The organism is Synechococcus sp. CCY 9618, assembly GCF_019038415.1.
In the GTDB taxonomy this organism is placed as follows: Bacteria; Cyanobacteriota; Cyanobacteriia; order PCC-6307; family Cyanobiaceae; genus Cyanobium.
Map to the genome: position 1 here is coordinate 144,501 of NZ_JAFKRG010000009.1, position 26,531 is coordinate 171,031.

General features: G+C 69.3%; 25 protein-coding genes. 7 read left to right on the forward strand and 18 right to left on the reverse strand.

Features of this window, described 5'->3' with window-relative positions:
• Window positions 1-161: 161 nt before the first annotated feature.
• Entirely contained in the window at window positions 162-2,330 is a 2,169-nt protein-coding gene (selD, locus tag KUG41_RS02185; protein ID WP_216900612.1) for a selenide, water dikinase SelD, read from the reverse strand.
• Window positions 2,327-4,033: a sulfate permease gene (sulP, locus tag KUG41_RS02190; protein WP_216900613.1), complete on the reverse strand. Its 1,707-nt coding sequence runs from the start codon at window positions 4,031-4,033 to the stop codon at window positions 2,327-2,329. Before sulP ends, selD begins: the two co-directional genes overlap by 4 nt.
• Window positions 4,034-4,114: 81 nt before the next feature.
• Between sulP and KUG41_RS02195 the strand changes: the two genes are divergently transcribed.
• Entirely contained in the window at window positions 4,115-4,534 is a 420-nt protein-coding gene (locus tag KUG41_RS02195) for a hypothetical protein (RefSeq protein ID WP_216900614.1), read from the forward strand.
• A 24-nt stretch (window positions 4,535-4,558) separates the two neighbouring features.
• On the opposite strand, the gene KUG41_RS02200 is transcribed toward KUG41_RS02195, so the two are convergent.
• The 4 genes from KUG41_RS02200 to KUG41_RS02215 form a co-directional block, all read right to left on the reverse strand.
• The gene (locus KUG41_RS02200) at window positions 4,559-5,503 is read right to left on the reverse strand and encodes a calcium/sodium antiporter (RefSeq protein ID WP_216900615.1); all 945 of its coding nucleotides are present in this window, start codon (window positions 5,501-5,503) and stop codon (window positions 4,559-4,561) included.
• An 11-nt stretch (window positions 5,504-5,514) separates the two neighbouring features.
• A complete protein-coding gene (locus tag KUG41_RS02205; RefSeq protein WP_216900616.1) occupies window positions 5,515-6,936 on the reverse strand; it encodes a glycoside hydrolase family protein in 1,422 nt (473 codons plus the stop codon).
• A gap of 13 nt (window positions 6,937-6,949) precedes the next feature.
• Window positions 6,950-7,492, reverse strand: a complete 543-nt coding sequence (locus KUG41_RS02210) for a hypothetical protein (protein WP_216900617.1) — start codon at window positions 7,490-7,492, stop codon at window positions 6,950-6,952.
• A gap of 131 nt (window positions 7,493-7,623) precedes the next feature.
• Window positions 7,624-7,770 (reverse strand): DUF3721 domain-containing protein, encoded by a 147-nt coding sequence (locus KUG41_RS02215; RefSeq protein ID WP_216900618.1) that lies wholly within the window; start codon window positions 7,768-7,770, stop codon window positions 7,624-7,626.
• A gap of 71 nt (window positions 7,771-7,841) precedes the next feature.
• Here KUG41_RS02215 and katG point away from each other — a divergent pair, with 71 nt between their 5' ends.
• Complete coding sequence (gene katG / locus KUG41_RS02220; RefSeq protein ID WP_216900619.1) at window positions 7,842-10,064, forward strand: catalase/peroxidase HPI; 2,223 nt, start codon at window positions 7,842-7,844, stop codon at window positions 10,062-10,064.
• 13 nt (window positions 10,065-10,077) lie between these two features.
• Here the strand turns inward: katG and KUG41_RS02225 are convergent, their stop codons facing one another.
• Window positions 10,078-10,686 carry a hypothetical protein gene (locus tag KUG41_RS02225; RefSeq protein WP_216900621.1) on the reverse strand — a complete coding sequence of 203 codons (609 nt, stop codon included), beginning with the start codon at window positions 10,684-10,686 and terminating at the stop codon, window positions 10,078-10,080.
• 18 nt (window positions 10,687-10,704) lie between these two features.
• Here KUG41_RS02225 and KUG41_RS02230 point away from each other — a divergent pair, with 18 nt between their 5' ends.
• Entirely contained in the window at window positions 10,705-10,962 is a 258-nt protein-coding gene (locus KUG41_RS02230; RefSeq protein ID WP_216900623.1) for a hypothetical protein, read from the forward strand.
• On the opposite strand, the gene KUG41_RS02235 is transcribed toward KUG41_RS02230, so the two are convergent.
• Window positions 10,934-11,212 carry a DUF1971 domain-containing protein gene (locus tag KUG41_RS02235; RefSeq protein ID WP_216900625.1) on the reverse strand — a complete coding sequence of 93 codons (279 nt, stop codon included), beginning with the start codon at window positions 11,210-11,212 and terminating at the stop codon, window positions 10,934-10,936. The two genes, KUG41_RS02230 and KUG41_RS02235, sit on opposite strands and share 29 nt — an antisense overlap.
• Before the next feature lie 67 nt (window positions 11,213-11,279).
• Here KUG41_RS02235 and grxC point away from each other — a divergent pair, with 67 nt between their 5' ends.
• Window positions 11,280-11,546 carry a glutaredoxin 3 gene (gene grxC / locus KUG41_RS02240; protein ID WP_216900627.1) on the forward strand — a complete coding sequence of 89 codons (267 nt, stop codon included), beginning with the start codon at window positions 11,280-11,282 and terminating at the stop codon, window positions 11,544-11,546.
• Between the two features lie 52 nt (window positions 11,547-11,598).
• On the opposite strand, the gene KUG41_RS02245 is transcribed toward grxC, so the two are convergent.
• The 5 genes from KUG41_RS02245 to KUG41_RS02265 all read right to left on the reverse strand — a co-directional run bounded on the left by KUG41_RS02245 (window position 11,599) and on the right by KUG41_RS02265 (window position 14,625).
• Window positions 11,599-12,069, reverse strand: coding sequence for a GNAT family N-acetyltransferase (locus tag KUG41_RS02245; protein ID WP_216900629.1), 471 nt, complete (start codon window positions 12,067-12,069; stop codon window positions 11,599-11,601).
• Window positions 12,066-12,335 (reverse strand): hypothetical protein, encoded by a 270-nt coding sequence (locus tag KUG41_RS02250; RefSeq protein WP_216900631.1) that lies wholly within the window; start codon window positions 12,333-12,335, stop codon window positions 12,066-12,068. The genes KUG41_RS02245 and KUG41_RS02250 overlap by 4 nt, the downstream gene beginning before the upstream one ends.
• Before the next feature lie 441 nt (window positions 12,336-12,776).
• Window positions 12,777-13,139, reverse strand: a complete 363-nt coding sequence (locus tag KUG41_RS02255; protein ID WP_216900633.1) for a nuclear transport factor 2 family protein — start codon at window positions 13,137-13,139, stop codon at window positions 12,777-12,779.
• A gap of 124 nt (window positions 13,140-13,263) precedes the next feature.
• Window positions 13,264-13,578, reverse strand: a complete 315-nt coding sequence (locus KUG41_RS02260) for a P-II family nitrogen regulator (RefSeq protein ID WP_216900635.1) — start codon at window positions 13,576-13,578, stop codon at window positions 13,264-13,266.
• Between the two features lie 48 nt (window positions 13,579-13,626).
• Window positions 13,627-14,625 carry a sodium-dependent bicarbonate transport family permease gene (locus KUG41_RS02265; RefSeq protein WP_216900637.1) on the reverse strand — a complete coding sequence of 333 codons (999 nt, stop codon included), beginning with the start codon at window positions 14,623-14,625 and terminating at the stop codon, window positions 13,627-13,629.
• Window positions 14,626-15,190: 565 nt separating this feature from the next.
• On the opposite strand from KUG41_RS02265, the gene KUG41_RS02270 reads away from it, so the two are divergent.
• Window positions 15,191-17,473, forward strand: coding sequence for an FdhF/YdeP family oxidoreductase (locus KUG41_RS02270; protein ID WP_216900639.1), 2,283 nt, complete (start codon window positions 15,191-15,193; stop codon window positions 17,471-17,473).
• Window positions 17,463-20,234, forward strand: coding sequence for a glucosidase (locus KUG41_RS02275; RefSeq protein ID WP_216900641.1), 2,772 nt, complete (start codon window positions 17,463-17,465; stop codon window positions 20,232-20,234). The genes KUG41_RS02270 and KUG41_RS02275 overlap by 11 nt, the downstream gene beginning before the upstream one ends.
• On the opposite strand, the gene KUG41_RS02280 is transcribed toward KUG41_RS02275, so the two are convergent.
• The 4 genes from KUG41_RS02280 to KUG41_RS02295 form a co-directional block, all read right to left on the reverse strand.
• Window positions 20,219-21,277, reverse strand: a complete 1,059-nt coding sequence (locus KUG41_RS02280; protein WP_216900643.1) for a GTP 3',8-cyclase MoaA — start codon at window positions 21,275-21,277, stop codon at window positions 20,219-20,221. The genes KUG41_RS02275 and KUG41_RS02280 overlap by 16 nt on opposite strands.
• 10 nt (window positions 21,278-21,287) lie before the next feature.
• Window positions 21,288-21,896, reverse strand: coding sequence for a molybdenum cofactor guanylyltransferase (locus tag KUG41_RS02285; protein ID WP_216900645.1), 609 nt, complete (start codon window positions 21,894-21,896; stop codon window positions 21,288-21,290).
• Complete coding sequence (locus KUG41_RS02290) at window positions 21,893-22,378, reverse strand: nitrate reductase associated protein (RefSeq protein WP_216900647.1); 486 nt, start codon at window positions 22,376-22,378, stop codon at window positions 21,893-21,895. The genes KUG41_RS02285 and KUG41_RS02290 overlap by 4 nt, the downstream gene beginning before the upstream one ends.
• 245 nt (window positions 22,379-22,623) lie before the next feature.
• Entirely contained in the window at window positions 22,624-23,481 is an 858-nt protein-coding gene (locus tag KUG41_RS02295; protein WP_216900648.1) for a CsgG/HfaB family protein, read from the reverse strand.
• 295 nt (window positions 23,482-23,776) lie between these two features.
• Between KUG41_RS02295 and KUG41_RS02300 the strand changes: the two genes are divergently transcribed.
• Window positions 23,777-24,253 carry a redox protein gene (locus KUG41_RS02300; protein WP_216900882.1) on the forward strand — a complete coding sequence of 159 codons (477 nt, stop codon included), beginning with the start codon at window positions 23,777-23,779 and terminating at the stop codon, window positions 24,251-24,253.
• Between the two features lie 13 nt (window positions 24,254-24,266).
• On the opposite strand, the gene KUG41_RS02305 is transcribed toward KUG41_RS02300, so the two are convergent.
• On the reverse strand, window positions 24,267-26,387 hold the full coding sequence (locus KUG41_RS02305) for an EAL domain-containing protein (protein ID WP_216900649.1): 2,121 nt from the start codon (window positions 26,385-26,387) through the stop codon (window positions 24,267-24,269).
• Window positions 26,388-26,531 lie beyond the last annotated feature (144 nt).

Genomic DNA, 26,531 nt, shown 5'->3' on the forward strand with positions numbered 1-26,531 from the left:
GTGCCCCGATCGATCCCCTGGGCTGATGTCCTCCCAACGCCATGACGCCTGGGGGCTGTTCCTGACGGTGGAGATGATCGGAACGTTGACCCTACGGCTGCGGGACTTCCCCACCGGTTCCCTCCGCTATGGCTTCCGGGCCTCGGTACCGCTGCTGTCCTTCACCCATTCCTTCGGCTTGCTCTTCGGGTGCGTGGCGGTGGCCCTTCCGCGTCCTGCCGCCGCCTGCGCACCCGAGCGATCAGGACGGCCCCGGTGAACCCGGCCGCCTGCAGTGCCGCCAGGGCGGCCGGCGCTCGCTCCGCCGGCAGGGCCGCCAGCAGCGGCCCGCAGGTCTGGGGGTCGATCAGCAGCCCCCGCAGCGCGGCCTCCCGGGCGTTGTTGCCCGCGGCCCCCTGCAGCCGCACCGGCCCCTCCAGCAGGGCCAGGGCGGTGGCGTTGGCCGGGGCCAGGCTGCTGGCGAACCCCTGCCCCAGCAGGTCCAGGGCGCCGGGGTGCGCGGGAACGGCGGCACCGTCGAGCACCACGTCCAGGTCCCCGGGACCGGCGGCGAGCATCTCCCCCAGGTGGCCCAGCAGGCCGAAGCCGGTCACGTCGGTGCAGACACCGCAGCCGTGGGCCCCCAGCAGATCCACCAGGGGCGCCTGGGACTGCTGCAGCGTTTCGAGCACCGCCTCGATCCACTCGGGGGCGGCGGCGCCGGCCATGGCCGCGGCGAACAGCACGCCGCTGCCGAGGGGCCTGCTCAGCACCAGCACATCGCCGTCTTGCAGGGGGCCCTTGCGCCAGTGGCCGGCCGGGGCCACCCGCCCGTTCACGGTCAGGGCCAGGGCCAGGCCCGCCCCGTCGCGGCCCTCCAGGGTGTGGCCGCCGACCAGGGCCGCCCCCAGGGGCTCCAGCACCGACTGCACACCGGCCAGGGTCTGCAGCAGCAGCTCCTCCTGGAGCTCCGCGCCGGCTTCCGGCACCGTCACCAGGGCCTGCACGCTCTCCACCGCCGCGCCGCTGGCCCACAGGTCGCTGCAGGCGTGCAGGGTGGTGAGGCGGCCGTTCAGCCAGGGGTCATCCACCAGGGCCGGGAAGCCGTCCACGCTCTGCAGCAGCAGATCACCCCCGGCGCTGAGGCCCACCGGGGCGGCATCGTCCGCCAGCGGCGCGAGGCCATCCGGGGCGAGCCGGGCCAGGGCGGCATGCAAGGGGGCGGCGCCCAGCTTGGCGGCGCAGCCCCGACAGGCCATGGCGGCCGGGGCCATCGGCCGCAGCTGGGTGAAGCGGGCCATGAAGGCCCGATCGATGCGCTGTTTCCAGGCCCAGATCCAGCCGGCGGGCCCCAGGGCCAGCGGGCCGAAGAAGGCCAGGGCCCGGGGGCCGCCGGGGTGCCAGCCACCGTCGCCCAGCAGCTGCAGGGCGCGGGGCTGGGGCCGCCAGGACCGCAGGGGCCGCGGCGGCTCGGCCAGGCAGCGGCGCAGGTTTTCCGCAAGCACCGGCGCCGCCCGCACGGCCCAGACTCCTGAGGGGGGCCGAGGATCGTCGGCGATCAGGCCGCAGTCGCCGGCGGCGAACAGATCCCGATGGCCGATCACCTCCAGGCTGGGCTGGGTCAGCACCCGGCCGCTCTCCGGCTGCACCGGCAGGCCGGCGGCCGCCAGCCAGGCGGGCGCGCGGCTGCCGGTGCAGGCCAGATCGGCACGGGCTCCGGCCGGGGCCTGGCGCTGGATGGGGATGCCGGCCTGGGCCAGCAGCTGTTCCCCGGCCCGGTTCGCCGCCGCCGAGCCCAGGTGCAGCGTTTCGCCCCGCAACAGCAGGCGGCAGGCCAGCCCCCGGGCCCGGAAGGCCAGGGCCAGCTCCACGGCGGCGGCGCCACCGCCCCGGATCACCAGCGGTTCGCCGGCGTGGCGCCGCTCCGCCCAGGCCAGGAAGGGCTCCAGGGGCTTCACCGCCATCGCCTCCCCAGGCGCCATCGGCTCCGGCATGGCGGTGACGGCACCCACATCGAGGCTGAGCCGGTCGAAGCGCAGGGGCGGCCGGCCTGCCAGGTGCAGCTCCCGGCCCGCCGGGTCGAGCCCGGTGATCTCCGCCTGCAGGAAGGCGACGCCGGCCAGGCCGCAGAGGCGGCGTAGGTCGATGGCGGCGGCCTCGCGGGGCTCGAGCCCCGCCACCACCGCCGGCAGCAGGCCCGAGTAGAGGGCGGTGCCGTGGCGGTTCACCAGACTGATGCGGGTGTTCGCGGGCCTGGAGGCCGGCCGCATCAGCCAGCGCCGCAGCACCAGCACGTGGCTGTGGCCGCCCCCGGCCAGCACCAGCTGGTGCCGCTGCGCCGCGGTTCTCATGGGGTAGGCGCCGGCGTCGCCCGCCCCTGGAAGGCCGCGATCGCCGTCGGCAGGGTGGGAAAGAACAGCCGCTCCCCGATCCGCTCCACCAGGCCGGCCCGCTCCAGCTGGGCGTAGAGGTCCTGCTTGACCCGCACCATCCCGAAGGTGATGCCACGGGCCGTCAGCTCCCGGTGCAGTTCCTCGAGCACGTCGGCGGCAGTGATGTCGATCTCCACGATCGCTTCGGCGTTGAGCACGAACCAGGCCACCGGCTGGGGCTCGGCGGCCACCGTTTCCAGCACCCGCTGGCGGAAGTGCTCGGCGTTGGCGAAGCACAGGGGAGCATCGAAGCGGAACAGCACCAGGCCCGGGATGGTGCGGGCTCCTTCCCAGTCGTTCACGTCGTGCAGCCCGGCCAGCTGGGGCACCCTGCCCATCACCGCGTCATGGGGCCGCACCAGCCGGGCGAACAGATCGATCACCGACAGCCCCACCGCCACGCCCACCCCCGTCAGCAGGTCGGTGAGCAGCACCCCGGCCAGGGTGATCAGGGCCAGCCGGAACTCGCTGGGCCGGAAGCGGTGCAGCCGCAGGAATTCCGGGATGTCGATCAGCCGCAGGGCGGCGTAGATCACGATCGCCCCCAGGGCCGCAGTGGGAAACAGGGCCAGCAGCGGCCGCAGCCACAGCAGCACCGCCAGCACGACGACGAAGGCCGTCAGGGAGAAGAGCTGGGAGCGGCTGCCGAGGGAGTCGCCGATGGCGGTGCGGCTGCCGCTGCTGCTCACCGGAAAGCCCTGCAGCAGCCCGGTGCCGAGGTTCAGGGCCCCCAGGGCCAGCAGCTCCCGGTTGGCGTCGATGCGGTAGCCGCCCCGGGCGGCGAAGGCCCGGGCTGTGAGCACGTTGTCGGAGTAGCCCACCAGGGCGATGCCCACCGCCGCCGTGAGCAGATAGCGGAGCTGGGGGGGCGCGGGGGCCTGGGGCAGCGTCGGGTGGGGCAGACCGGCCGGAATGGCGCCGATCACAGCCACGCCCCGCTGCTCCAGATGGGCCGCCGCCACCACCGCCATGGCCAGCAGCACCGCCAGCAGGGGGCCCGGGGCCCGGGGGAAGCGGCGCTGCACCAGCAGCAGGAAGGCCAGCACCCCCAGGGCCAGCAGCAGGGTCGGCCCGTGGATCTCCCCCAGCCGGCCGGCCACTTCGCGCAGCTGACCCGGGATCGAGCTGGCCTCCAGGCTCAGGCCGCAGATCCGCCCCAGCTGGCCGCCGATCATGATCAGGGCCACCCCGCCCAGGTAGCCCACCAGGATCGGCCGGGAGAGCAGATCGGCCAGGAAGCCCAGCCGGCTCCAGGCCCCGGCACAGCACACCAGTCCCACCAGCAGGGCCAGCAGGCTGCTGAGGCCGGCATAGGCCACCGGATCCCCCGCCGCCAGCGGCCCGATCGCCGCGGCCGTCATCACCGCCGTGGTGGATTCGGGCCCCACCGAGAGCTGGGGGGAGGAGCCCAGCAGGGCATAGAGCAGCAGGGGGGGCAGGATCGCCCAGAGGCCGGTGATCGGGGCCAGCCCGGCCACCTCGGCGTAGGCCATGCACTGGGGCACCAGGTAAGCGGCCACGGTGAGGCCCGCCAGCAGATCGGGCCGCAGCCAGTCCCGCCGGTAGCCCAGCAGTCGCTCCAGGCCAGGCATCAGCCCCACGAGAACCCGCCGCAGCTCCATCACCCTGCCGCTCGGCCCCGGCCCATGCCGGTGGCTGGTGGATACGGTGGCCGGGGTTCACGCCATCGTCCGGGATTGTCCATGGGTTTCAGGATCTCCTCCCTGTTCACCGCCGTCAGCATGGCGGCAGCGGTCACTCTGGGCGCAGGTTGCCAGGCGAATCCAGCCGCCCGGGTGCCGTCGGCCGGCGAGCTGAAGGGAACCTGGGCCCAGACGGGCACCGGCTACGAGCAGGGCCGACCGGTCAGCTGGGAGAACCAGACGCTGGTCGTCGAGGAAGCGGAGGGCCAGGGCTTCACCGGCTACAAGACCTACCAACGGGAAGGCGAGCCGGCCCAGAAGGAGGTGCTGAACGGCGTGATCGCCCCCAACGGCGACATCCTGATCACCGACGAGGATGGGGTGTTCCGCGGCCGGTTCCTGGATGACACGATCCAGGGCCAGTACGCCGAAGTCGGCGCTGACAGCGCAGCCATCAACGTTCAGCTGACCCGGAAGTAGCGGCCGGGCGGAGGTGATGGCGGCTCAGCCGTGGGGCACCCGGCCGTGCACGATCGCCGCCAGGTAGCCGCCATAGAGCGTCAGCAGCAGCCAGCCGCGCCAGCGTGCCAGGAAGCCCGAGCCGTTGGGAAGGATCAGCAGCAGCAGGGCGCCGATGCCGAAGCCGAGCACCAGCTCCACCTCCCGTCCGGGCACGCGGATCGGGGTGATGGTGGCGGCCACGCCCACCACCCAGAGGCTGTTGAAGATGTTGCTGCCGAGGATCGTGCCCAGGCCCACTTCGTCGTGGCCCCGCAGTTTCGACACCACCGAAGTGGCCAGCTCCGGCATGGAGGTGCCGATCGCCACGAGGGTGGCACCGATCAGGAAGGCATCGATGCCGAAGGACAGGGCGATGCCCCGGGCCCCCGCCACCACCAGCCTGCCGGCCACCAGCAGCAGCACCATGCCGGCGCCGCTGAGCAGCACGGCCACCCCGCCGCGCGGCTCCCCCAGGATCTGCTCGGCGGCGCTGCGCTGCTGGCGCACCTCCACCACCACCCGCAGCATCCAGAGAAAGAAGACCCCCAGCAGCACCAGGCCGTCGAAGCGGGAGAGGGTGCCATCCAGCAGCAGCAGCCCGGTCAGGATCGGGCCCGCCAGGGCCACCGGCAGGTCGCGGCGGGTCGTTTCCGAGGGCATCCGCAGCCCCGCGATCACCACCGTGAGGGCCAGGATCAGGGCCACGTTGACCACGTTGCTGCCCAGGGCGTCGCCGAGGGCGATCTGGGGCTTGCCCTGCAGGGCCGCGGTGGTGGCCACCGACAGCTCCGGGCTGGAGGTGGCGAAGGCTGCCACGGTGGCGCCGATGATCCCCGGCGAGAGCCGCGCCCAGTGGGCGATTCCCACCGATCCGCGCACGAACAGTTCGCCGCCCACGCCGGCGGCCAGGGCACCGAGGCCGAGGCTGAGGTAATCGGCGATCGCCATGGGTGGCGGGCTCAGGCTTCCTGGTACACCGACACGTAGACCGTACCTTTTTCCACCAGGGGCAGCAGCTTGTCGCGCAGGTCCTGGTTGTGGAGCCGCACGCAGCCGAGGGTGGGATGCAGGGGCTGGCGCGGGGCCCAGGCGCCGGGCCAGCCGCAGGCTGTGCCGCCGCCGTGCACCATGATCCCGGAGCGGCCGAAGCGTCGTTCCTGCATCTCCAGATCTTCGAGATCGAAGCTGTACCAGCCGTAGCTGCAGCGATCAGCCGAGAAGGTGGGGCTGGGATCCTGCTCGTAATCCCGGTACACCTTCCTGCCGATGCGGTAGACGCCCGGCGGCGTGTCGGTGGCGTTCTCCTTGTACTGGGTCTCCCGGCCCTGGCCGCGGGCCAGGGCCGGGACCTCCCAGAGCAGCCGGCCCTCCACGTCGAAGGCCCTGGCGGTCTCGCTGCCGTCGTTGACCACCACATGGGAATCAGCGCCGCTGAAGCCGAAGTCGTGGGGCGTCCTGCTGGGGCCCACCATGCCGGGCAGCACCGGCGGGCGGTCGCCGGAGGCGGCGGGAGCAGGCACCGCGACGGTCTTCGCGGCCGGAGCCGCCGACGCCTGCTTGAGCCGCTGTTCCCAGGCCTCGCAGTCCGCCGGACTGGTGATCTCCCGCTCCGCCCGGGCGCAGGCGGCGACGGGTTCCATGCCGGTCCACACCAGCCCTTCGGCCCGGCGGCGGCGACCCAGGCCCACCTCCACCTTCTTGCCGGGATTGCGATACATCATCAGGGCCCCGGGAACGGCCTCCCAGCGACGCGCGCGCAGGTGGCGATCCAGGGTGTCGTGGTGACCGTCGCCATGGAAGCGGGCACCGTTGTTGTAGGCGAAGCTGCAGAGAGCGGCCCGCTGGCGATCATCCATCTCCCCCCAGAAGGGGATCGTGGCCTCCAGCACCTTCCAGAACGACTCCCGGCAGTTGTGGGCGTAGAGCGCATCGGCCTGCTCCTGGGTGATCAAATCCCCCAGCCGGACGGGGGAGCCGTCCTCGTAGAACGTGCTGCCCCAGCCGATCGTGATCGGCTCGCCCCCCGTGAGGGGGTCGGGATAGGCCTGCAGGCGGCAGCCCTCGTAGTGGTGGTTGAGCTGGGCCACCTCGGGGGGCAGCGGGTCCGGGCCGGGAACGGCGGAGGGCTGCCGCAACCAGGCGTCGTCGGGAATGCTGAAGCGGTCGGGATTGAAGTAGCGCTGTTCGCCATCCAGCAAGGGCTCCGTGCCGCCGGGGCAGGTGTAGTTGCCCGCCAGTCGCAGGATGGCCAGCTCCGCAGCGGCTGCCGGCCGCACCCAGGCCACGGCGATGCGGCTGCCGGAAGCCACGTAGGAATCGGCATCGGCGGCGGCGGGGCTGGGGCTGAGGCCCGCGTCCTCCCGGGCGGTGATGAAAGGCATCAGCGGCAGCTCATCAGAGGCTTCCCCCCAGCCGGATCCGCTCCAGTGGGCTCAGGGCCTGGGCCGGCGCGGCGACGGGGGCGGCCGGGGTCACCTGGATCGGGGTGCGGCTGCGGCCGATCTCGGCCCGCAGTCGCTCCAGCTCTTGCCGCAGCTGGCCCAGGCGGGGATCCTCCGCCGGGGAGCTGGCCTGGGTGGGGGCCTCGGCCGCTGGGCCGCCGCCGGAGCCCAGAAAAAGCTCCCGCAGGCTGCTGCCCTTGAGGCCGCCGAGCCGCTGCTCGGCGAATTTCTGCACCACCTTGGGGGCGAAGGCCGCCAGCAGGAAGGCGAAGGTGAGGGTGAGGCCGGTCTCGTCCCGGGGCGGATAGGTGAGAGTCGCCTGACCGCCGGCATCCCGGCTCACGATCGGCGCGCTCCTTGCCATGGTGATGGCCCCGAAGGCGATCGAGGCCAGCAGGGCCAGTACGCACATCAGCCGCATGGCGGAACGGTTGCCCGGCGATTCCTCCAGGAACCCGGTCGTGGGACCGGCGGCGGCGCGGACAGGGGCGTTCATGGGGACAGCGCGGGACTCAGGCCAGGCCGGCATCGCTCGGGCGAAGAGCAGGTGCCAGCGGTCCCCATTCTGAAAGGACCGGTTGCCGGCGCCGTCGACCCGGCACCTTCTTCACCATCAGGTCTTCACCCTCAGGGACCCGGATGCTCGCGGCAGGGCATCCACTGGTCACCCATCCGGTGAGCACCTTTGCAGTTGAAATGCTTCGCTGCGGCCTCCGCTTCGGCCGTGGTGGCGAACACCGCCGCCAGAACGGCGTCGGGGAGGGGGTCGGCCATGAAGACACGGGCAGCCGGCGAACACCCGGGCAAGGTCCAATCCTAAAATCGGCCCTTACGCAGACGTACAGATGGAAGGCACCGCTGTTCAGGCCGGGACCGACACCGGCGGCAAGTGTCCTTTCCTGCACGGCACCCTCCGGGGTGCCAGCGCGGGAGCCCTCTCCAACCGCGACTGGTGGCCCCGCCAGCTGAACCTGGCGATCCTGCATCAGAACTCGCCCCTGGCCGATCCCATGGGCCGCGGCTTCCGCTACGCCGAGGCGTTCAAGGGAATCGATCTGGAGGCCCTCAAGCAGGACGTCTTCGCCCTGATGACCGACTCCCAGGACTGGTGGCCGGCCGACTACGGCCACTACGGGCCCTTCTTCGTGCGGATGGCCTGGCACAGCGCCGGCACCTACCGGATCTACGACGGCCGCGGCGGGGCGGGCTCGGGCACCCAGCGCTTCGCGCCGCTCAACAGCTGGCCCGACAACGGCAACCTGGACAAGGCCCGGCGTCTGCTGTGGCCGATCAAGCAGAAGTACGGCAGCAGGCTCTCCTGGGCCGACCTGATCATCCTGGCCGGCGACTGCGCCATCGAATCCATGGGCCTGAAGACCCTGGGCTTCGCCGGCGGCCGGGAGGATGTGTGGGAGCCCGAGAGCGACATCGACTGGGGCCAGGAGACCGAGTGGCTGGGCGATCGGCGCTACAGCGGTGACCGGGAACTGGAGGATCCCCTCGGCGCCGTGCAGATGGGCCTGATCTACGTGAACCCGGAGGGCCCCAACGGGGAGCCCAATCCCCTCGCCGCCGCCCGCGACATCCGCGAGACCTTCCGTCGCATGGCGATGAACGACGAGGAGACCGTGGCCCTGATCGCCGGTGGCCATACCTTCGGCAAGTGCCACGGCGCCGGCGACAAGGACCTGGTGGGTCCGGAGCCCGAGGGGGCCACCATGGCGGAGCAGGGCCTGGGCTGGCTCAACCTCTTCGGCAGCGGCAAGGGGGTCGACGCCATCACCAGCGGCCTGGAGGGTGCCTGGACCGCCAACCCGACCCAGTGGGACAACGGCTACTTCGACAACCTGTTCGGCTACGAGTGGGAACTGGAGAAGAGCCCCGCCGGAGCCTGGCAGTGGAAGCCCGCCGATCCGGCGGCGGCGGACGCCGTACCCGACGCCCATGACCCGGCCCGCCGCCACGCGCCGATGATGGCCACCACCGACCTGTCCCTGAAGGTCGATCCGGCCTACCTGGAGATCTCCAGGCGCTTCCACGAGCACCCCGACCAGCTGGCGGAGGCTTTCCGCAGGGCCTGGTTCAAGCTGATCCACCGCGACATGGGACCCCGTTCCCGCTACCTGGGCAGCCTGGCGACGGCCGAAACGTTCATCTGGCAGGACCCGGTTCCCGCCGTCGACCATCCCCTGGTGGATGCCTTCGACATCGCCACCCTCAAGGGCCGGATCCTGGAGGCGGGCCTGCCCATCTCCCAGCTGGTCTCCACCGCCTGGGCGGCGGCGGCCACCTTCCGCAACTCCGACAAGCGGGGCGGCGCCAACGGCGGCCGTCTGCGCCTCTCCCCCCAGCGGGACTGGGAGGTGAACCAGCCGGCCAAGCTGGCCCGGGCCCTGGAGGTCTACGAAGCCATCCAGCGCTCCTTCAACGACAGCCAGCAGAACGGCAAGAAGGTCTCGATGGCCGATCTGATCGTGCTGGGCGGCTGCGCCGCGGTGGAGGAAGCGGCGAAGCGGAGCGGCCACACGCTGGAGGTGCACTTCACCCCCGGGCGCATGGATGCCTCCCAGGAGCAGACCGATGCGGACTCCTTCGCCGTACTCGAGCCCCGGGCCGACGGCTTCCGCAACTACCTTCAGCCCGGCTTCAAGGCCTCGGCGGAGGAGCTGCTCGTCGACCGGGCCCAGCTGCTCACCCTCACCGCTCCGGAGATGACGGCGCTGCTGGGCGGGATGCGGGTGCTGGATGCCAACCACGGCAAGTCGCGGCATGGGGTGTTCACCGATCGTCCTGAAACCCTCAGCAACGACTTCTTCGTCAACCTGCTCGACATGGGCACCACCTGGAAGGCGGACTCGGAGGCCGAACAGACCTTCGAGGGCCGTGACCGGGAAACGGGCGATCTGAAGTGGACCGGCACCCGGGTCGACCTGGTGTTCGGCTCCAACTCCCAGCTGCGGGCCATCGCCGAGGTGTACGCCTCCGCCGATGCCGAAGCCCGTTTCGTGGAGGCCTTCGTGGCCGCCTGGACCAAGGTGATGAATCTGGATCGCTTCGAGCTGGGGTGAACCGATCGGTGCCTCAGGGGCAGAAGAGCTCCCCCCATGGCGGCCATGCGTCCGATGTGCCGATCTCAAGGCAGATCCCCCGCAGCACTGCGCCATCGGCGCCCCGGAACAGGGTCGAGGCCTCGTCCGTTTCAGCGATGGTGAAGGTCACCTCCACCAGCTGCGGGCAGGCGGCGAAAAGATCCCTGGTCATGGCGCCCTGGAAGGCGGCGTCGGTCAGCACCGCCACCGAGCGTCGTTGCACCGGCAAAGGCGCCTGGGTCGACCCCAGCCGGATCACCAGCGCGTCTCTGCCCGGATGAGGGTTGTGGGGGGAGCCATTCGATCCGCGCTCCATCTCCACCAGCGCCCCGCGGGCCACCAGCGAGGCCTGGGCCCCGGCCACGGCCTCCGGGCAGGCGTTTCCTGCGGGGGCGGCGGCGACCCCACCTCCCTGCAGAGCCAGCAGCAGCATCGCGAGCATCGCGGGAAGCCGGCCGGGGCCTGGCAGGAGGAGGGGGTTCGGATAGTGTCGCAGCGCCATCCGTCCCCGGCAGGCACCGGCGGCGGCTCCGCAGGGTCCAGCGGCGGCGCGGCAGGGCCCTTCCGCCCGGCCGATCCCGTTGGTTAGCGTTGGATCCATGCGTTGGAGAGGCCCGTCATGAAGAAGCCGATCGCTGTTGTTCTCCCCCTGCTGGTGCTGGGGTTCCCCCTGTTCGCCCCGGCCCTTGCCCAGACCACCGAAGCCGAACGACGGGCCCAGGAAGCCAACCGGGACCGCTGCCGCAACGGGTTGGTGCTCGGAGGCCTCACCGGCGCCGTGGTCAGTGGCCGGGGTCTGGGCAACAAGCTCGGCGGGGCGGCCATCGGCGCCACCGCCGGCTGCATCCTCAACAAGGAGCTGAACAAGGGGAAGTGAGTTGCGGCGGCGCCTCCGCCCGGTGCATCCGGGTGGGCTCCACGATCCCGGGCCGTTCGGGGCTGAGCATCACCAGTTCCTCCTGGGGCTCCAGGAACCGGAACGGCAGGGTGCCCTCAAGCACCACCACCCGCGACCAGACGCCCTCCTTGGTGCGGTGGTTCGCCAGCAGACCCGCCGGCACCGTGGCGGCGTCGAAGCTGGGAGTGCGCCTGTAGACCGTCAGGCCGGGGGGCAGTCCATCACGCATGGGGGTTCTCCCAGGGGCGTCCGACTCGCCAGAATCAAAGCATTCCGCCCCCCATCCGGTGCCGCCCATGCCCAAGGTCGAGATCTACACCTGGCGCTTCTGCCCGTTCTGCATCCGGGCCAAGCACCTGCTCGATCGCAAGGGCGTGGCCTACGAGGAGTACGTCATCGATGGCGACGAGGAAGCCCGCGACGCCATGGCGGCCCGGGGCTCTGACGGCCGGCGCTCCGTGCCTCAGGTCTTCATCGACGATGCCCACGTCGGTGGCTGCGAAGACCTCTACGGTCTGGAGCGCCAGGGCCGGCTGGATGCCCTGCTGGCCGGCGCCTCCTAGGGGTGCGGTCTGGCTGGGGAGGCCATGCCGCTGGGCTGTCAGCCACAACACCTCATAGCTTCTGGCGCATCTTTCTGCCGCCCACAGGATCAAGGCCATTGGTTCTGTAGAACTGCAGGGTTCGCTCGAATTCCGGCAAGGGCGGCGTGCACAGCTCGATGCATGACCAATGGCGTGTGCGTCCGTGCTCACGGACCGCCGCCAGCAAGGCCGTTCCGACGCGGGACGAGCGAATCTCTGGAACCACATAGAATTCCTGGATGATGCCGACCCTGCCTCCCGCATAGAGAGCATGGGTTTCCGTGAATGTCGCCACGGCGATGGGACGCTCGTCGGACCAGCCAAGAATGGCGGAATACAGGTCGTTGGCCATCCATTCTTTGCAGCGCTGGATGGTTTCATCCAGATCGAGGCCGAAGGGGTCGGCCTGCATTCGAGTGCCGATCTCTTCGGTCAGCGCCATCACCAGAGCGGCCACGATCTTCGCTTCCGGAGCAGTCGCTTGCCGGAACGTGATGCTCATGCGGCTACCGGCGTCAGCAAGCCGATGATGGTGCCCTCCGGAGCCTGCACGTAGGCCACCGTTTGCCCCCAGGGCATCAGTCGGGGTGGGGTGAGCGCCGTTGCGCCCGCTGCGTGGGAGGCGATCGCCACCGACTGGTCGGCGCCCAGGAGCGCGAATCCGGGTTCGCGGTCGTGGAGCGTGGGCTCGATGCCGGTGATCTGGACGTAGAACGCCAGGGTTGCTGCCACGTCATCGGTGTAGATCACTGCGGTCGCGAACTTCATGGGCCTCATGTTCCGATCACTCTCCGGGATGGCTGCCCATAAAGTTGCAGATTCGAGCAAGATCCGTGGGATTCTGCTCCTCTGGACAGCCTGCCGGACGGGCTGGCGGTCACCCATCACCATTTCCAGCTGGAGTTGTTTCGTTTTCTTACAGCGCGAGAAGTGTTGTTGCCCAGGAGATGAAGCCATCCTCTGGACACCTTGAAGAGACATGACCAGATCAGAGATCAGACTTGTCCTTCTGCGAAGGCTATGTTCGCGAAGCTTTGTGGATTTCGGGCTGAGTTCCCGGGGCCCTTTCAGGCCTCTCCCTGATCCTGCAACGGAGCGTCGGCGCCGCCTGAGGGTGGCCATCAGGGGCCGCTGTCGGTGGGACAGGAGCGCAAGCGTTGCTCTGCAGGCGACGGATAGGCCACAATTCCGTTGCTGTCCCTGGCAATCTCATGGGCCTGCGGTGCAGACGCTTCCAGCAATGACTTGCCACCCCTCACCTGAGCGGAGCCAGGTGCGGATGTAGCGAAAGCAGCCTTCGAATGGCTGCCCTTTGAACACCCCGGCCATCTCCGTCCTCACCACGGCAACGGCCGTTGCGTCATGCAGCGCGACCTGGATGTCGATGAGGTCGATTCTGGTGAGCGTCTCCTGTCCCGAACGATGGAGCGCAAGATCATCGGCTTTGCTGTAGACGCCGCCATCTGGACCGACGAACAGAAGCCGGTCATGGATGAGGACATCCAGTTCCTTGACGTCGCTGGCGAGCATGGCAACCCGCAGGCGTTCTTCCAGCTGGCGAACGTCGTGCATCGCCAAACAGCCGTTGGGCTCACAGCCTAAACGGCACCATGGAGAGCCAAGACACCCGGAAACAAAAAATCCCAGCCATGTGCAGGCACACAGCCGGGAACAAGAAGTCACGGATCAGATCCGATCAGAATTTGTGGGCGCGCAGAGCCTCCACCATGGTGATATAAGTGATGCAGGAATAGTTGTCAAAATACTTCTCCACCACTTTGTCCTGAATGGCGTCCGCCAGCTCGCGGCTGGACGTCAACACTTCGAATTTGATGTTGGAGAAGTTATGGGAAACGCTGGGTTCGCCGGTGGAGCGAACATTGCGGCTGCCTTCGCCAGCAGCCGCCAGAACCGTGTATCCGGAAGCGCCGGCCTCTTTGATCAGCTTGGCGATCTTCTTCAACAGAATCTCTTCTGTGATGATGACGAGTTTGCAGATTTGCTGGCTCATGGGAATGACCTCAGATGGGGAGTGTTGTGAACAGCCTTGTCACGAAGGCTACATACCAAGGATTGACTCAGCAAGCCCCATGAACAGGGGGATGCCGATGGCGATCGCCACAGGGGTTCCGATGGCGGTGGAAGCGCCGATGTAGGCAGAGGGATTCGCAGATGGAATGCCGGCGCGCAGGGTCGGGGGACCGGAGATATCCGAACTGGAAGCGGCGATCACGGCCAGGACCACAGCACCACCGATGCTGAAGCCAGTGATCTTGTGAATCACAAGGCCGAGTCCAAAAGCGAGAAAACCGTGCAGCAGGGGGGCGATGAACGCATAGATGGCAAACCATTGCGCCACTTTCCGCAGTTCATTCATGCGCTGTGCTGCCTCCATCCCCATGATGATCATCAGGATGGCGAGAAAGCCGCGGAACAACGGATTGAAAAAGCTCTCATAAACGGGTTCGGGTTTGGTGGCAATGCCAAGGGCGACACCAAGCAGCAGCGCAGTGACGGCAGAGCTCTGCAGGCTTTCCTTCACAATTGGCCAGATCTCAACGCGTTCCGATGCTTTGCCTGCCATTCGACTGGTGTAGACGCTGGCCACCACGATCGCGGTCACCAGAGCCGGGATATCCATGAAGGGGTACAGGGCAGCGGTCCAGGCCTCGTACTTGATGCCTGCGGCATCCAGCTGGGGCAGAACGGCTGCAAGGGTGGAGCCGCTCACGGCACCGAACAGACCACCGGTTGCCACGGCATCAACGACTTTGATTCCCGGCAGTCTCGCCAGGGTGAATCGGCTGATCAGGACGATCAGGATGCCAAGCGCCACGGCAGCCAGGGCCGGGAGAATGATCTCAGAAAGGTTGGAATTACGAATGGCGATGCCACCGCTCAACCCAATCTTCATCAGCAGGAAGAAAGTGATGAATTTGTAGATCGAATCCGGGATGGCCAGTTGGCTGCCGAATGTGGCAACAACGATGCCACCGATCAGGAAGCCAAGGGTTGGAGACTGGAGCTGCTGGAGAAATAGCGTGATGAAATCGGACAAGTCAAATCCTCTGGTTGTGGTATCGATTCAGGGCAAAGAGAATATCAGAGAAGCTCATCGATCGTGTCGGACTCAGGGCCAGAGAGGTCAGGCACAACGTCCGGATCTTCAGTTCTCATCTTTCGGCCGGCATGGGTTTGCCGTGCACGGGATGGGGCGGCGATGGTGATGGCCAGCCCGCCGACGGGCGTGGGTCCAGATGACAGCGGCACCTCTGTTCTGGCCGGCTCCGGATAACAGGTTGAGGGCCGGATCCCCCGATGGCTCAAGGGATCTCAACAGCGAGGCATGGTGGGTATTGGTAAAGCAGCGGAGACCTTAATTCCACCCAAATCGTGTTGGGTGCCGCGTAAGGAAAGAGTCGCATATCTTGGTGATAAGCCTGGATTATCTGGCGCCCCTTTGATTGGCCCTTGCCAGGCCTTTGCCTGGCCCATTGCCTGGCCTGGTGATGGACCCTTTGCCTTGGGGCCGCCGCAGCACTTGCCAGGGGCCAGCCCAGGCCCCCAGCTCCCCCACCGACCGGCAGAGCCGCCAGAGTGAAGGGCATCTCCTGCCCGGCCCGATGAGCGACGACGCCAGCGCCACCGGCCCCAGCGCCACCGATCCCGGCACCCCCGGGGTGGGCGGCGGCTGGCCCCTGATCGAGGGCTGGGCCCGGGCCACCCTCTCGCCCCGGGGCCCAACGCTCTGGCAGACCCTCAACCACCGCAGCGCCTGTCTCTCCTGCGCCTGGGGCACCGGCGGCCAGCACGGCGGCTTCAGAGATGAACTGGGCGAGCCCCTGCAGCGCTGCCTCAAGAGCGTCGAGGCGATCATGGCCGAGCTGCAGCCGGCGGTGGGCGAAGGGGTGTTCGGCCGCCGCAGCCTGGCCGAGCTGCAGCAGCTCTCCTCGCTGGAGGCCGACCGGCTGGGCCGGCTCAGCCACCCGATGCTGCTGCGTGAGGGCGGCAGCCACTACGAACCGATCGGCTGGGACGACGTGTTCGCGATCGCCGAGGCCGCCTTCCGGGCGCCGCCGGAGCGGGTGGCTTCCTACAGCTCCGGCCGCTCCTCCAACGAGGCCGCCTATCTGCTGCAGCTGCTGCTGCGGGCCATGGGCTCCAACAACCTGGCCGACTGTTCCGACCTCTGCCACGCCCCCTCCACCGTCGGCCTCAACGCCGTTTTCGGCTCCGGCACCTCGATGGTGAGCCTGGCAAGCCTGCAGCAGGCCGACTGTGTGGTGCTGGTGGGCTCCAACGCCCCGGCCAACCATCCGCGCCTGATGAACGAACTCATCAAGCTGCGCCAGCGGGGCGGCACGGTGATCGTGATCAACCCGGTGCTCGAGGTGGGGCTGCTGAGGTTCGGCTCCCCCGCCTTCCCGCTGCGCTCGATGCCGCGGGGATCGGAGATCGCCTCCCTCTTCCTGCAGCCCGTGCCGGGCAGTGACACGGCCGTGTTCCTGGGCCTGCAGAAGGCCCTGCTGGAGGCCGGCGCCGTGCGGCGCGACTTCCTTGCCGCCCACGCCGAGGGCTGGGAGCCGCTGCTGGAGCAGCTGGAGGCCACCGGCTGGGAGGCGATCACCGCCACCTGCGGCCTGAGCCGCGAGGAGCTGGAGCACGCCGCCGCCGTGATCGCCCGCTCCCGCGCGGTGGTGTTCGCCTGGGCCATGGGCATCACCCACCACGCCAACGGCACCGACAACGTGCAGGCCATCGCCAACACCGCCCTGCTCAGCGGCAACGTGGGCCGCCCTGGCGCCGGCACCATGCCGATCCGGGGCCACTCCAACGTGCAGGGCTTCGGCTCGATGGGGGTCACCGTCAAGCTGCGCGCGGAGATGCAGCAGGCCCTCGAGCAGCTGCTGGGCCGCCCCCTCAGCCGGGTGCCGGGTTACGACACCCGCGCCCTGATCGAGGCTGCCGCAGACGGCCGGGTGGAGAGCCTGCTGTGCCTGGGCGGCAACCTCTGGGGCGCCAACCCCGATGCCGCCGAGGCCAGGCGGGCCCTGGGCCGCATCGACACGATCCTGTATCTGGCCACCAAGCCCAATCAGGGTCACTTCCACGGCCTGGCCGCCCGCCAGACCCTGGTGCTGCCGGTGTTCAACCGCTTCGAGACGCCCCACCGCACCACCACCGAATCCGGCAACAACTACGTGCGCCTCAACGAGCCGGGCAGCACCCACCTGCGCGGTGCCGATCTGATCAGCGAGGTGGCCTTCCTGGCCGAGCTGGCCCGGCGGCTGATGGGCAGCGACCCCATCGACTGGGGCCGGCTGCAGGATCCGGCCTACGTGCGGGAACTGATCGGCCGCACCGTGCCCGGCTACGGCCCGATCGCCACCATCGACGCCACCCGGGAAGAGTTCAGCGTCGAGGGGCGCCTGTTCGACGCCCCCCGTTTCCCCACATCCACCGGCAAGGCCCGGATCGCCGTCACTCCCCTGCCCGCGCTCTCCCTGCCGGAGCCGGAGCACTTCGGTGGCCTGCCGGCGGGGGAGGCAGGTCTGGTGCTGGCCCTGATCACGGCCCGCAGCTACGGCCAGCACAACACCGTCGTCTACAAGCCCGGCGATGCCTACCGGGGCATGCCCCACCGCCAGACGATCCTGATGAACCGGACCGACCTGCGCCGCGCCGGGCTGGTGGCCCACCAGCGGGTGACGGTGCAGGGGGAAGCCGGCGCCCTGGAGCAGGTGGAGATCATCCCCGGCGAGATCCGCGAGGGTGCGGCGCTGATGTTCTATCCGGAGGTGAACGCAATCATGAAGGCCGTGATCGACCCCCGCTGCGGCACCCCCGCTTTCAAGCGGGTGCCGGTGCTGGTGCGGGGCCCGCTGGCTGCAGGCCATGACGGCTGAACTCCCCCCAGTGGCTGGAGGGGCGGCGGCCGAAAGGGAGCGGCTCGCCGCCGACGATCGTCGCGAGGCCCGCTGGCGCCGCTGGGGGCCCTACCTGAGCGATCGCCAGTGGGGCACGGTGCGGGAGGACTACAGCGCCGACGGCGACGCCTGGAACTATTTCCCCTTCGAGCAGGCCCGCTCCCGTGCCTACCGCTGGGGGGAGGACGGCCTGCTGGGCCTCTGCGACAACCACCAGCGGCTCTGCTTCGCGCTCGCCCTCTGGAACGGCCGCGACCCCTTCCTCAAGGAGCGGCTGTTCGGCCTGGCCGGCCCCCAGGGCAACCACGGCGAGGACGTCAAGGAGATCTACATCCACCGCGACAGCACCCCCAGCCACAGCTGGATGAAGGCGCTGTACCGCTACCCCCACGGGCGCTTTCCCTACGAGGACCTGATCGAAGAGAACGGCCGCCGTGGCCGCGATGACCCCGAATACGAGCTGCTCGACACCGGCATCTTCACCGATGACCGCTTCTGCGATGTGGAGGTGGAGTACGCCAAGCAGGCTCCGGACGACATCCTGATTCGCCTGCGGGTCACCAACCGGGGCCCCGACCCCCACACCCTGCACCTGCTGCCCACCCTCTGGTTCCGCAACACCTGGAGCTGGGGCGGCGACGACCCGCGGCCCTCGATCCGCCCGGCTCCGCCGGCCCCTGATGCGGCCAGCTCCGTGCCCTGGCTCACGCTGGCCGCCAGCCATCCCGCCATGGGGGCGTACTGGCTTCACGCCGAGCGGCTCGCCGCCGCCTCCGACGGCTCGGGCAATGCTCAGCCTGAGCTGCTGGTCACCGACAACGACACCAACGCCCGCCGTCTCTTCGGCGTCGACAACCCCGGCCCCTACGTCAAGGACGGCATCAACGACCGGGTGGTGGCGGGCGACCGGAGCGCGGTGCATCCGGAGGGGATCGGCACCAAGGCCTCGCTGCTTTACGAGCTGTCCCTGGCGGCGGGGGAGACCCGGGTGCTCAGGCTGAGGCTGGTGGATCAGCGGCTCACGGACGATCCCCTCGGCGCGGGGTTCGATGCGGTCGTCCTGGCCCGGCAGCGGGAGGCCGACGCCTTCTACGCCGACCTGATCCCGGCCGGCCTGCCGTCCCGGCTGCGCGAGCTGCAGCGCCAGGCCTTCGCGGGGCTGCTGTGGACCAAGCAGACCTACCTCTACGTGATCCGCGACTGGCTCGCGGGGGATCCGGTCACCCCGCCGCCGCCGGAGCATCGCCACGGCCGCAACCACCAGTGGCAGCACTTCCATGCCGACGACGTGCTGTCGATGCCCGATGGGTGGGAGTACCCCTGGTTCGCCGCCTGGGATCTGGCCTTCCACTGTGTTCCCCTCGCCCTGGTGGATCCCGGCTTCGCCAAGCACCAGCTCGACCTGCTGACCCGGGAGTGGTACATGCACCCCAACGGCCAGCTGCCCGCCTACGAATGGGCCTTCGACGACGTCAACCCGCCGGTGCACGCCTGGGCCACCTGGCAGGTGTACAGCATGGAGAAGCGCAGCACCGGCAAGGGCGACCGGGCATTCCTGGAGCGGGTGTTCCAGAAGCTGCTGCTCAACTTCACCTGGTGGGTGAACCGCAAGGACGCGGAGGGCAACAACATTTTCCAGGGTGGTTTTCTCGGGCTCGACAACATCGGTGTGTTCGATCGCAGTGCTCCCCTGCCCACCGGCGGCTTCATCGAGCAGGCCGACGGCACCAGCTGGATGGGCATGTTCTGCCTCAACATGCTCACCATCTCCCTGGAGCTGGCCCTCGAGAACCCTGTCTACGAGGACATGGCGACCAAGTTCTTCGAGCATTTCCTCTACATCGCCGCCGCCATGAATGCCCACGGCAGCGGTGGTAACCGGCTCTGGGACGAGGCCGATGGCTTCTTCTACGACGTGCTCCACCTTCCCGATGGCCAGCGCCTGCCCCTGAAGATCCGCTCGATGGTGGGGCTGATTCCCCTGTTCGCCATCGCCATCCTCGAGCCCGATGTGCTCGATCGGCTGCCGGCCTTCAAGCAGCGGCTGGAGTGGTTCATCCAGCACCGGCCCGATCTCAAGGTCAACGTGGCCTGCATGGAGACCCGGGGCCGGAAGGCCCGCCGCCTGCTCGCCCTCACCTACCTCAGCCCCAACCGCTTCGTGGCGGAGGACCGCTTCCGGCGCATCCTGGAGCGCCTCTTCGATCCGGCCGAATTCCTCTCCGGCCACGGCATCCGCTCCCTCTCCCGCCACCACGCCGATCACCCCTACGTCTTCAGTTTCGAAGGCCAGGAGCACCGGGTCGGCTACGAGCCGGCGGAGTCGCGCTCCGGCCTGTTCGGCGGCAATTCCAACTGGCGCGGCCCGGTGTGGTTTCCGGTCAACCACCTGCTGATCGAGGCCCTGCACCAGTTCCACCGCTACGCCGGCGACGACTTCCAGGTGGAATGCCCCACCGGCTCCGGCCGCTGGCTCAGCCTGCAGCAGGCCGCCGACCTGCTCACCGACCGCTTGATCGGCCTGTTCCTGCCCGCCGACGACGGCGGCCCGCCCCCGGCCTACGGCCCCTCCGCCGCCTTCCTCACCGATGCCGAAGGCCGGCCCCTGCATCTCTTCCACGAGTACTTCCACGGCGACGACGGCACCGGCCTGGGCGCCAGCCACCAGACGGGCTGGACCGGCCTGGTGGCCCAGCTGATCCAGGACCGGGGTACCCGCTCCGTTCAGCCCCCCAGGTAGGCCATCTCCGCCGGCGACGGCCTCGCCTCGGCACCCTGGGCCTCGTGGCGCTCCTCGCTCCAGCGGTCGCGTCGGGTGCGCCACAGCCCCTCCAGGGCCTGCCGCAGCCGGGCTGGGTCAGGCCGGGGCCGCAGCCAGGGGCGCAGGTCGGTGCCGCTGCCGGCGAACAGGCAGCGGTAGGCCACCCCGTCGGCGGTGACCCGCAGCCGGTTGCAGTCGCCGCAGAAGGGGGCCGTGATCGAGGCCACCACCGCCAGGTGGACATCGGGCCGATCGCGATAGCGCCAGCGGCTGGCGGTGCCGTGGGGCGCCCGCCCCACCGGCTCCAGGGGCCAGGCGGCGCCGATGCGGGCCACCATCTCCGCCGCCGGCAGCACCTGCTCCGGGTTCCAGCCGTTGCGGTTGCCCACATCCATGAATTCGATCAGGCGCAGCTCCAGCCCCCGCTCCCGGGCCAGCTCCGCCAGGGGCAGCAGCTGGTCGGCGTTGCCGCTGCGGGTGATCACCGCATTCAGCTTCAGCTCGCCCCGGGCCGGATCGAAGCCCGCGTCACGGGCGTGGCCGATGGCCGCCAGCACCTTCTCCAGCACGGCGCCGCCGGCGGCCGCTCCCCCCAGGCCCCCCATGCGGGCCACCGTGGGGCCATCGGTGCCATCCAGGCTGAGGGTGATCCGGTCGAGCCCCGCCGCCTTCAGCTGGCGGGCCCGTTCGGCGCCCAGCAGCACGCCGTTGCTGGTGAGGGCGATCTCCCGCAGGGCACCGCGGGGATCATCTGCCTGCCGCTGCCGCAGGGGCTGCAGGGCGGCGATCAGCTCCTCCAGGGGCCGGTGCAGCAGGGGCTCGCCGCCGGTGAGCCGCAGGGTGTGCGCCCCCAGGCCCACGGACGCCTCCACCAGGGCCAGGCGTTCCGCCAGCGTCAGCAGCCCGGGCGGCTCCTCCGTGTCGGGACAGCAGTAGGGGCAGGCCAGGTTGCAGCGGGCCGTGAGCGACAGGCGCAGCACCCCCAGGGGCCGGCCGTGCAGATCCAGGGGACGCTCCGCCATGGCAGGCAAGCTAGGGCCACAGGCCGGTGGCGTCGTCGGGCCGGTTGGCGTTGCGCAGCCCCCCGGCCGGCAGAAGCACGTCCACCGCCTCCACCTCCTGGAGCCAGTCCTGCAGCCGCCGGCCGCCGGCGGCGGTGAAGGCGGCCAGCCCCCGGCGGAGGCCGGCCCGGGCCGGATAGATCCCCAACAACGGCTGCAGGCGCTGGCCGTCATGGGCCAGGTGGATGATGTCGGGGGCGGTGGCAGCGGCCCTGTCGGCCGCGGCGACCAGGGCCTCAAGGGCGGCGGTCTCCAGCCAGGGCATGTCCACCGGACAGAGCAGCAGCCTCTGGTCCGGGTGATGGTCCATCAGCCGCTGCAGGGCCAGCAGCGGCCCCTGCCGCGGAGCCGGCTCCTCCAGCAGCTCGATCGGGTCTCCCAGCCCGTCGCGGTGGCGGGCCGCCAGATCCCGATGGGCCCGATGGTGGCTCAGCAGGGTGATCGGCACCGGCAAGGCCGCCAGCCGGCCGAGGCTGAATTCCAGCCAGGTGCCCCCGGCGGGATGGGGCAGCAGGGCCTTGTCGCGGCCCATGCGGCGGCTGGCGCCACCGCTGAGCAGGCAGGCCCGCAGGCCGTTCATACCGGCGACCCGGCCCCCTCGGGGTCTGCCAGGCCGAATTCGGCCAGGGCCCGCGGCAGGTTGCGGTGCTCATGGCCCGGATGGCTGAGCTTCACCAGGGCGAAGCGCTGCAGCTCGTCGAGGCGCCCCCAGGCGTGGGGGGGCAGGACCAGCCCCAGCTGGCGGCAGGAGGCGAGCAGCACCTCAGGCGCCGCTTCGGCCTGCTGCCAGGACGCGTGACTGGCGGGCTCCAGCCGGCCCGCGGCGCCCTCGGCCATCGCGGCCGTGCGCTGCTTCAGCCACTGGTCCAGGGCCTCCAGGGCGCCATCGTCATCGGGCCAGGCCAGCAGCCGCTGGCGTTCGGCCTCGCCCAGCTGGCTCCAGTGGCTCAGCTTCAGCTTCACCCCCACCAGATCCAGCTTGCGCCGCACGGCCATGGGGATGCAGCGCAGGTCGCCGACGAAGTCGGCCTCGAAGCCGAAACTGTGGTCGTGGCGGGCCATGGCGCCGACCCCCTCAGGCCCCGTCACCCTAGGCAGCCTTCCTTGCCGCAGACAGGGCCCCTGACCAGATCGGCACGGCCGCCGTGGCCTGGCGCATGGGCGTGAACCACGGCGCCCTCTTCCGCCACTGCCCCAGCCGCGATGCCCCAAGACCGCAGCGGTGCCCAAGGACGGCCTTGTGGGGAGTGCTTGCTCTGGGCCGTTCCCGGTCCTTCGGCTGAATGATCCGGCCAGGGGCCGGAGGCTCAGTCCAGCTGCAGCACCCCACGGGTGCGCTGGCGGCGTTCCCGGTCCTGCTGTTCGTAGCGGGCCAGGCAGTCGCCCTGGGGCACCAGCACACAGCTGACGTAGTCGGAGGCATCCACCAGAGCGGCCCGGATCGCCTTGGCGGCCGGAGTGCGCTGGACCTGGGCCTGGTTGCCGCCGAAGTTGAGGGTGCCGGCGGCGCCGGTGAGGGCCTGGCCGGTACGCCCCATGTTGGGTGCCAGCCAGAGGGCCAGGCCGGCCGCCGGCAGCAGACTCACCCCGCTGCTGCTGGCGCTGGCGGTGCTGGTGGCGCGTCCCTCCACCGTGCGGTAGCCGACCACCTCGCCGGTGGTGCTGTCCACCACCCGGATGTCGATCGCCACGTAATCCTTGGTCTCCACTTCCTCGTTCCGCTTGCCGAACCCCAGCAGGCCGAAGCTGTTGCCCGACTGCTTCTGCTCCACGTTGGTGTCGTAGGAGGTGATCGTTCCCAGCACGATGTAGCGGGCGCCGCGCATCTGCCCCTTGCGGGCGGCATCGGGGCCTTTCCTGACGATGCCGAGCTCGGCCAGCTCCTGTTCCGAGAGAACGTCATTGAGCTGGCGCCGCTCCACCACCTGCAGGGTTCCGGTGCCCTGCAGTTCGTTGGCCAGGGCGGCGGCCAGATCATCCGCCACCGGTCCCTGCCACCACCATGTGGGCTGGGTCACGGTGTTTTTGAAGGCGGGCACCGACACGGTGGGCCGGCCCACAGGCTGCCGGTTCTGGGCAAGGGCGGCGAAGGGGGCGGCAGCCAGGCCGGAAGGCAGAACAAGTCCAGCCAGCACCAGCCGCAGCCAGGTCACCGGGATGGGCATGGTGCATGTCTGGATGATGTTCACCAACCATTCAAGCAACCCTGGGATTCGCCTTCCCATCGGCTGTTGCAGGTTGCTGAGGAAGGCCCCTCTCCACCGACCGAACTGGCCTACGGCCGGGAGGGTTTCGTATCCGATCTCACGGTGGGATCAGTGCAGGTTTAGGTTCACTGGGCTGAACGCAGAGGCTTCTCTTGAAGCCGCTTCCATGACCGCCACCGTTCCGCCGAGAGAAGAGCTGCAGGAGAGCCTGCACCCGGCACCCCCCCATGGACATGGTCCCCGCCCGGCGCCCATGTTCGAGCTGATCCCATACCAGAAGTTCCGTGACACCCCCTCGGTGCGGTTCTTCGACATCACGGTGCCCGGCTCGAACGCCAGGGATCTGGTGGTCCATTCCGGCCCGGCGGTGAGCCCCCCCGACTGCCCGGAGACCGGCAGCTGGCAGTTCTATCTCCACCCCCACCAGGAAGACAACCTGTTGGCCATGCACGGTGGCCGCACCTTCTTTCTGGTCAACCTGGGCTGGAATTACCCGTACCACATCGTTCGCCTCGACTGCGGCGGCGACATCCTCCGCATTCCACCCGGCACCTTCCACCGGTCCGTCTCCGATCCCGATGGCTCCCTGGTGCTCAACCAGGCGGTGCGAGAGGAAGGGGCCAGCGTGGTGCGTGAATTCCGTGTGTACAACAGCCACAGCATCCCCCGGCTCTTCGCCGTCACCTCCAAGACCGCTCCCCTGCCCAAGCTCCACGGCGTGAGCTGGTAGGTCCCCATCCCTTTCAAACCGCGCTCTCCCGCAGCAGGGTGGCAAACGAGGAGGCCGACATCGGCCGCCCCAGCAGATGTCCCTGAAACTGATCGCAGCCGAGCTCCTGGAGCTTCATCAGCTGGTCGCGGGTTTCCACCCCTTCGGCCAGGGTCATCAGGCCCAGCTCCTTGGCCATCACGATGGTGGCCTTGACGATGGCCAGGTCGGCGTGGTCGTTGCCGAGGCGGTCAACGAAGAACCGGTCGATCTTCAGCTTGTCGAGCGGCAGGGAGTGGAGCAGTGCCAGGGAGGAATAGCCCGTGCCGAAATCGTCGATCGCCAGGCTGAAGCCCCTGTCAGCGAGTTCCCTGAGCTGTTCGCCGGCCCGATCGGGATCGTTGAGCAGGGCCGTTTCCGTGATCTCCAGCTCGAGACTCTGGGGATCCAGGCCATGGGTGTTCAGGGACCTGGACAGCAGCTCACTGAGTGAGGGATTCTCCGCTCCCAGCTGCAGGGCGGAGATGTTGATCGCCAGCTTGCCTGGCCGCAGTCCCTGGCACCGCCAGTCGCGAAGCTGACGGCACGCCTCCTGGATCACCCACAGCCCGAGGGTGTGGATCTGGCCCGTCTGCTCCGCCAGGGGAATGAACACGTTCGGGGACACCATCCGGCCGTTCTGATCCCGCCAGCGGAGCAGGGCCTCAGCACCGGCAATCCGGCGCCCCCCCCGATCGACCTGGGGTTGGTAATGCAACTGCAACTGCTCCCGGTCGATCGCCCGGGCCAGGCGCAGCTCGAGCTCGAGCCGCTCCCGCAGCTGCAGGCTGATCTCCGGGGTGTAAAAGCGCAGCTGGTTCTTGCCGTTCTGCTTGGCCTCCATCAGGGCCGTGTTGGCGCAGCGCAGCAGCGTGTCAGGGTCGGAGCCGTGGTCCGGTGCCAGGGCCACTCCGAGGGAGGCGCTGGGTTGGACCGCCAGGCCGGTGCCCATCCCGGGGGTGTTGCCCAGGGTGCGGCGGATGTCCTCCGCCCACTCCAGGGCCTCCCGCCGGTCGGCCCTGGCCATGGGCCGCAGCAGCAGGAATTCGTCGCTGCCCAGCCGGGCCAGCCAGTCGTCCGGTTGCATCAGGTGCCGCAGCCGGGAGCCGCTGGCCCGCAGCACCCGGTTGCCGATGTCATGGCCCAGGCTGTTGTTGATCGACTGGAAATGGTCGAGGTCGAGGTTGATCAGGGCGATGCCGTTCGTCTTGCCGGCGGTGCGCAGCAGGCGTCCCAGCTGGCGAACGGCGGCAGCCTTGTTGGGCAGCTTGGTGAGGGGATCAACGAAGGCGATCCTCTCCAGCCGCTGCTGGATCTCGTGCTGTTCGCTGATGTCCTGAACGGTGCCCACGGTGCAGAGGGGTTCACCGTCGTCGCCCAGGCTGGTGCGCCCCCGTTCGAGCACCACCTTGAGACGCCCTTCGCCGAGCAGCAGCCGATGTTGGATCCGGTAAGGCCTGCCGCTGCGGAACGACTCCCGGAAGGTGGCATCCACCAGGGAGCGATCCTCCGGATGCACCTTCTCGAGAAACGCCTCATAGGAGGGGGCGGTCACCTCCCGGGCCGTGTCGAAGATGTTGAAGGCCTCGTTCGACCAGAGCAGTTCTCCCGTGCGGTGGTTCAGCTCCCAGCTGCCGACATGGGTGAGCCGTTCGGCTTCGTTGAGCAACGAGCCCAGCCGATCGCTTTCCCGCAGGGCACTGTCCAGTTCGGTGCGGTCGCGGTGACTCACCAGCGCCACCAGCCGGCCCTTCAGTTCCAGCACCTGGTAGCTCACGGACACGTCCCTGCAGAGTCCGGACCGGGCCCGGTGACGGGTGGCGAAGCTGCCCCGCGGCTGCTGATGCATCACCCGGAGCTGGTCCTGCATCAGGTCGTGGGCCAGCTCCTCGTCCGCCTGAATCGCGGCGGGATTCAGCGTGAGAAAGTCCTCCCGCCCATAGCCGAGACGCTCGTGGGCCGAACGGTTGCAATCGATGAAATGACCCTTGCTCAGATCAATGACGACCAGATCATCGCTGCCGAGATCAGCGGCAAAACGCAGGGCATCGCCAATGCTGTCGACGCAAGGAATCAGCCCCAGTTCCGATGGGGTGCTGAACCAGAAGGGTTGCACTGATGCGTCCATTGACCGTTGAGTTTAGTTGCCCCTTCGAGTGATGACCATAAGGAAGAACGGATGTTCCCGCCTCGACTCAGTCCTTCACCGATATCTCCCTCTGGCTGAGGATTTGCCTGGGATCGTATGTGTCTGTAGGCC

What these genes read in the sequence shown, in the direction of transcription:
- KUG41_RS02195 (WP_216900614.1), top strand. Translation starts at nt 4,115, where the DNA reads ATGGGTTTCAGGATCTCCTCCCTGTTCACCGCCGTCAGCATGGCGGCA.
- selD (WP_216900612.1), bottom strand. Translation starts at nt 2,330, where the DNA reads ATGAGAACCGCGGCGCAGCGGCACCAGCTGGTGCTGGCCGGGGGCGGC.
- KUG41_RS02235 (WP_216900625.1), bottom strand. Translation starts at nt 11,212, where the DNA reads ATGCGTGATGGACTGCCCCCCGGCCTGACGGTCTACAGGCGCACTCCC.
- KUG41_RS02255 (WP_216900633.1), bottom strand. Translation starts at nt 13,139, where the DNA reads ATGCACGACGTTCGCCAGCTGGAAGAACGCCTGCGGGTTGCCATGCTC.
- grxC (WP_216900627.1), top strand. Translation starts at nt 11,280, where the DNA reads ATGCCCAAGGTCGAGATCTACACCTGGCGCTTCTGCCCGTTCTGCATC.
- KUG41_RS02270 (WP_216900639.1), top strand. Translation starts at nt 15,191, where the DNA reads ATGAGCGACGACGCCAGCGCCACCGGCCCCAGCGCCACCGATCCCGGC.
- KUG41_RS02285 (WP_216900645.1), bottom strand. Translation starts at nt 21,896, where the DNA reads ATGAACGGCCTGCGGGCCTGCCTGCTCAGCGGTGGCGCCAGCCGCCGC.
- KUG41_RS02200 (WP_216900615.1), bottom strand. Translation starts at nt 5,503, where the DNA reads ATGGCGATCGCCGATTACCTCAGCCTCGGCCTCGGTGCCCTGGCCGCC.
- KUG41_RS02290 (WP_216900647.1), bottom strand. Translation starts at nt 22,378, where the DNA reads ATGGCCCGCCACGACCACAGTTTCGGCTTCGAGGCCGACTTCGTCGGC.
- KUG41_RS02275 (WP_216900641.1), top strand. Translation starts at nt 17,463, where the DNA reads ATGACGGCTGAACTCCCCCCAGTGGCTGGAGGGGCGGCGGCCGAAAGG.
- KUG41_RS02250 (WP_216900631.1), bottom strand. Translation starts at nt 12,335, where the DNA reads ATGAAGTTCGCGACCGCAGTGATCTACACCGATGACGTGGCAGCAACC.
- KUG41_RS02210 (WP_216900617.1), bottom strand. Translation starts at nt 7,492, where the DNA reads ATGAACGCCCCTGTCCGCGCCGCCGCCGGTCCCACGACCGGGTTCCTG.
- KUG41_RS02230 (WP_216900623.1), top strand. Translation starts at nt 10,705, where the DNA reads ATGAAGAAGCCGATCGCTGTTGTTCTCCCCCTGCTGGTGCTGGGGTTC.
- KUG41_RS02260 (WP_216900635.1), bottom strand. Translation starts at nt 13,578, where the DNA reads ATGAGCCAGCAAATCTGCAAACTCGTCATCATCACAGAAGAGATTCTG.
- KUG41_RS02245 (WP_216900629.1), bottom strand. Translation starts at nt 12,069, where the DNA reads ATGAGCATCACGTTCCGGCAAGCGACTGCTCCGGAAGCGAAGATCGTG.
- KUG41_RS02300 (WP_216900882.1), top strand. Translation starts at nt 23,777, where the DNA reads ATGTTCGAGCTGATCCCATACCAGAAGTTCCGTGACACCCCCTCGGTG.
- KUG41_RS02215 (WP_216900618.1), bottom strand. Translation starts at nt 7,770, where the DNA reads ATGGCCGACCCCCTCCCCGACGCCGTTCTGGCGGCGGTGTTCGCCACC.
- katG (WP_216900619.1), top strand. Translation starts at nt 7,842, where the DNA reads ATGGAAGGCACCGCTGTTCAGGCCGGGACCGACACCGGCGGCAAGTGT.
- KUG41_RS02295 (WP_216900648.1), bottom strand. Translation starts at nt 23,481, where the DNA reads ATGCCCATCCCGGTGACCTGGCTGCGGCTGGTGCTGGCTGGACTTGTT.
- KUG41_RS02205 (WP_216900616.1), bottom strand. Translation starts at nt 6,936, where the DNA reads ATGCCTTTCATCACCGCCCGGGAGGACGCGGGCCTCAGCCCCAGCCCC.
- KUG41_RS02225 (WP_216900621.1), bottom strand. Translation starts at nt 10,686, where the DNA reads ATGGATCCAACGCTAACCAACGGGATCGGCCGGGCGGAAGGGCCCTGC.
- sulP (WP_216900613.1), bottom strand. Translation starts at nt 4,033, where the DNA reads ATGGAGCTGCGGCGGGTTCTCGTGGGGCTGATGCCTGGCCTGGAGCGA.
- KUG41_RS02280 (WP_216900643.1), bottom strand. Translation starts at nt 21,277, where the DNA reads ATGGCGGAGCGTCCCCTGGATCTGCACGGCCGGCCCCTGGGGGTGCTG.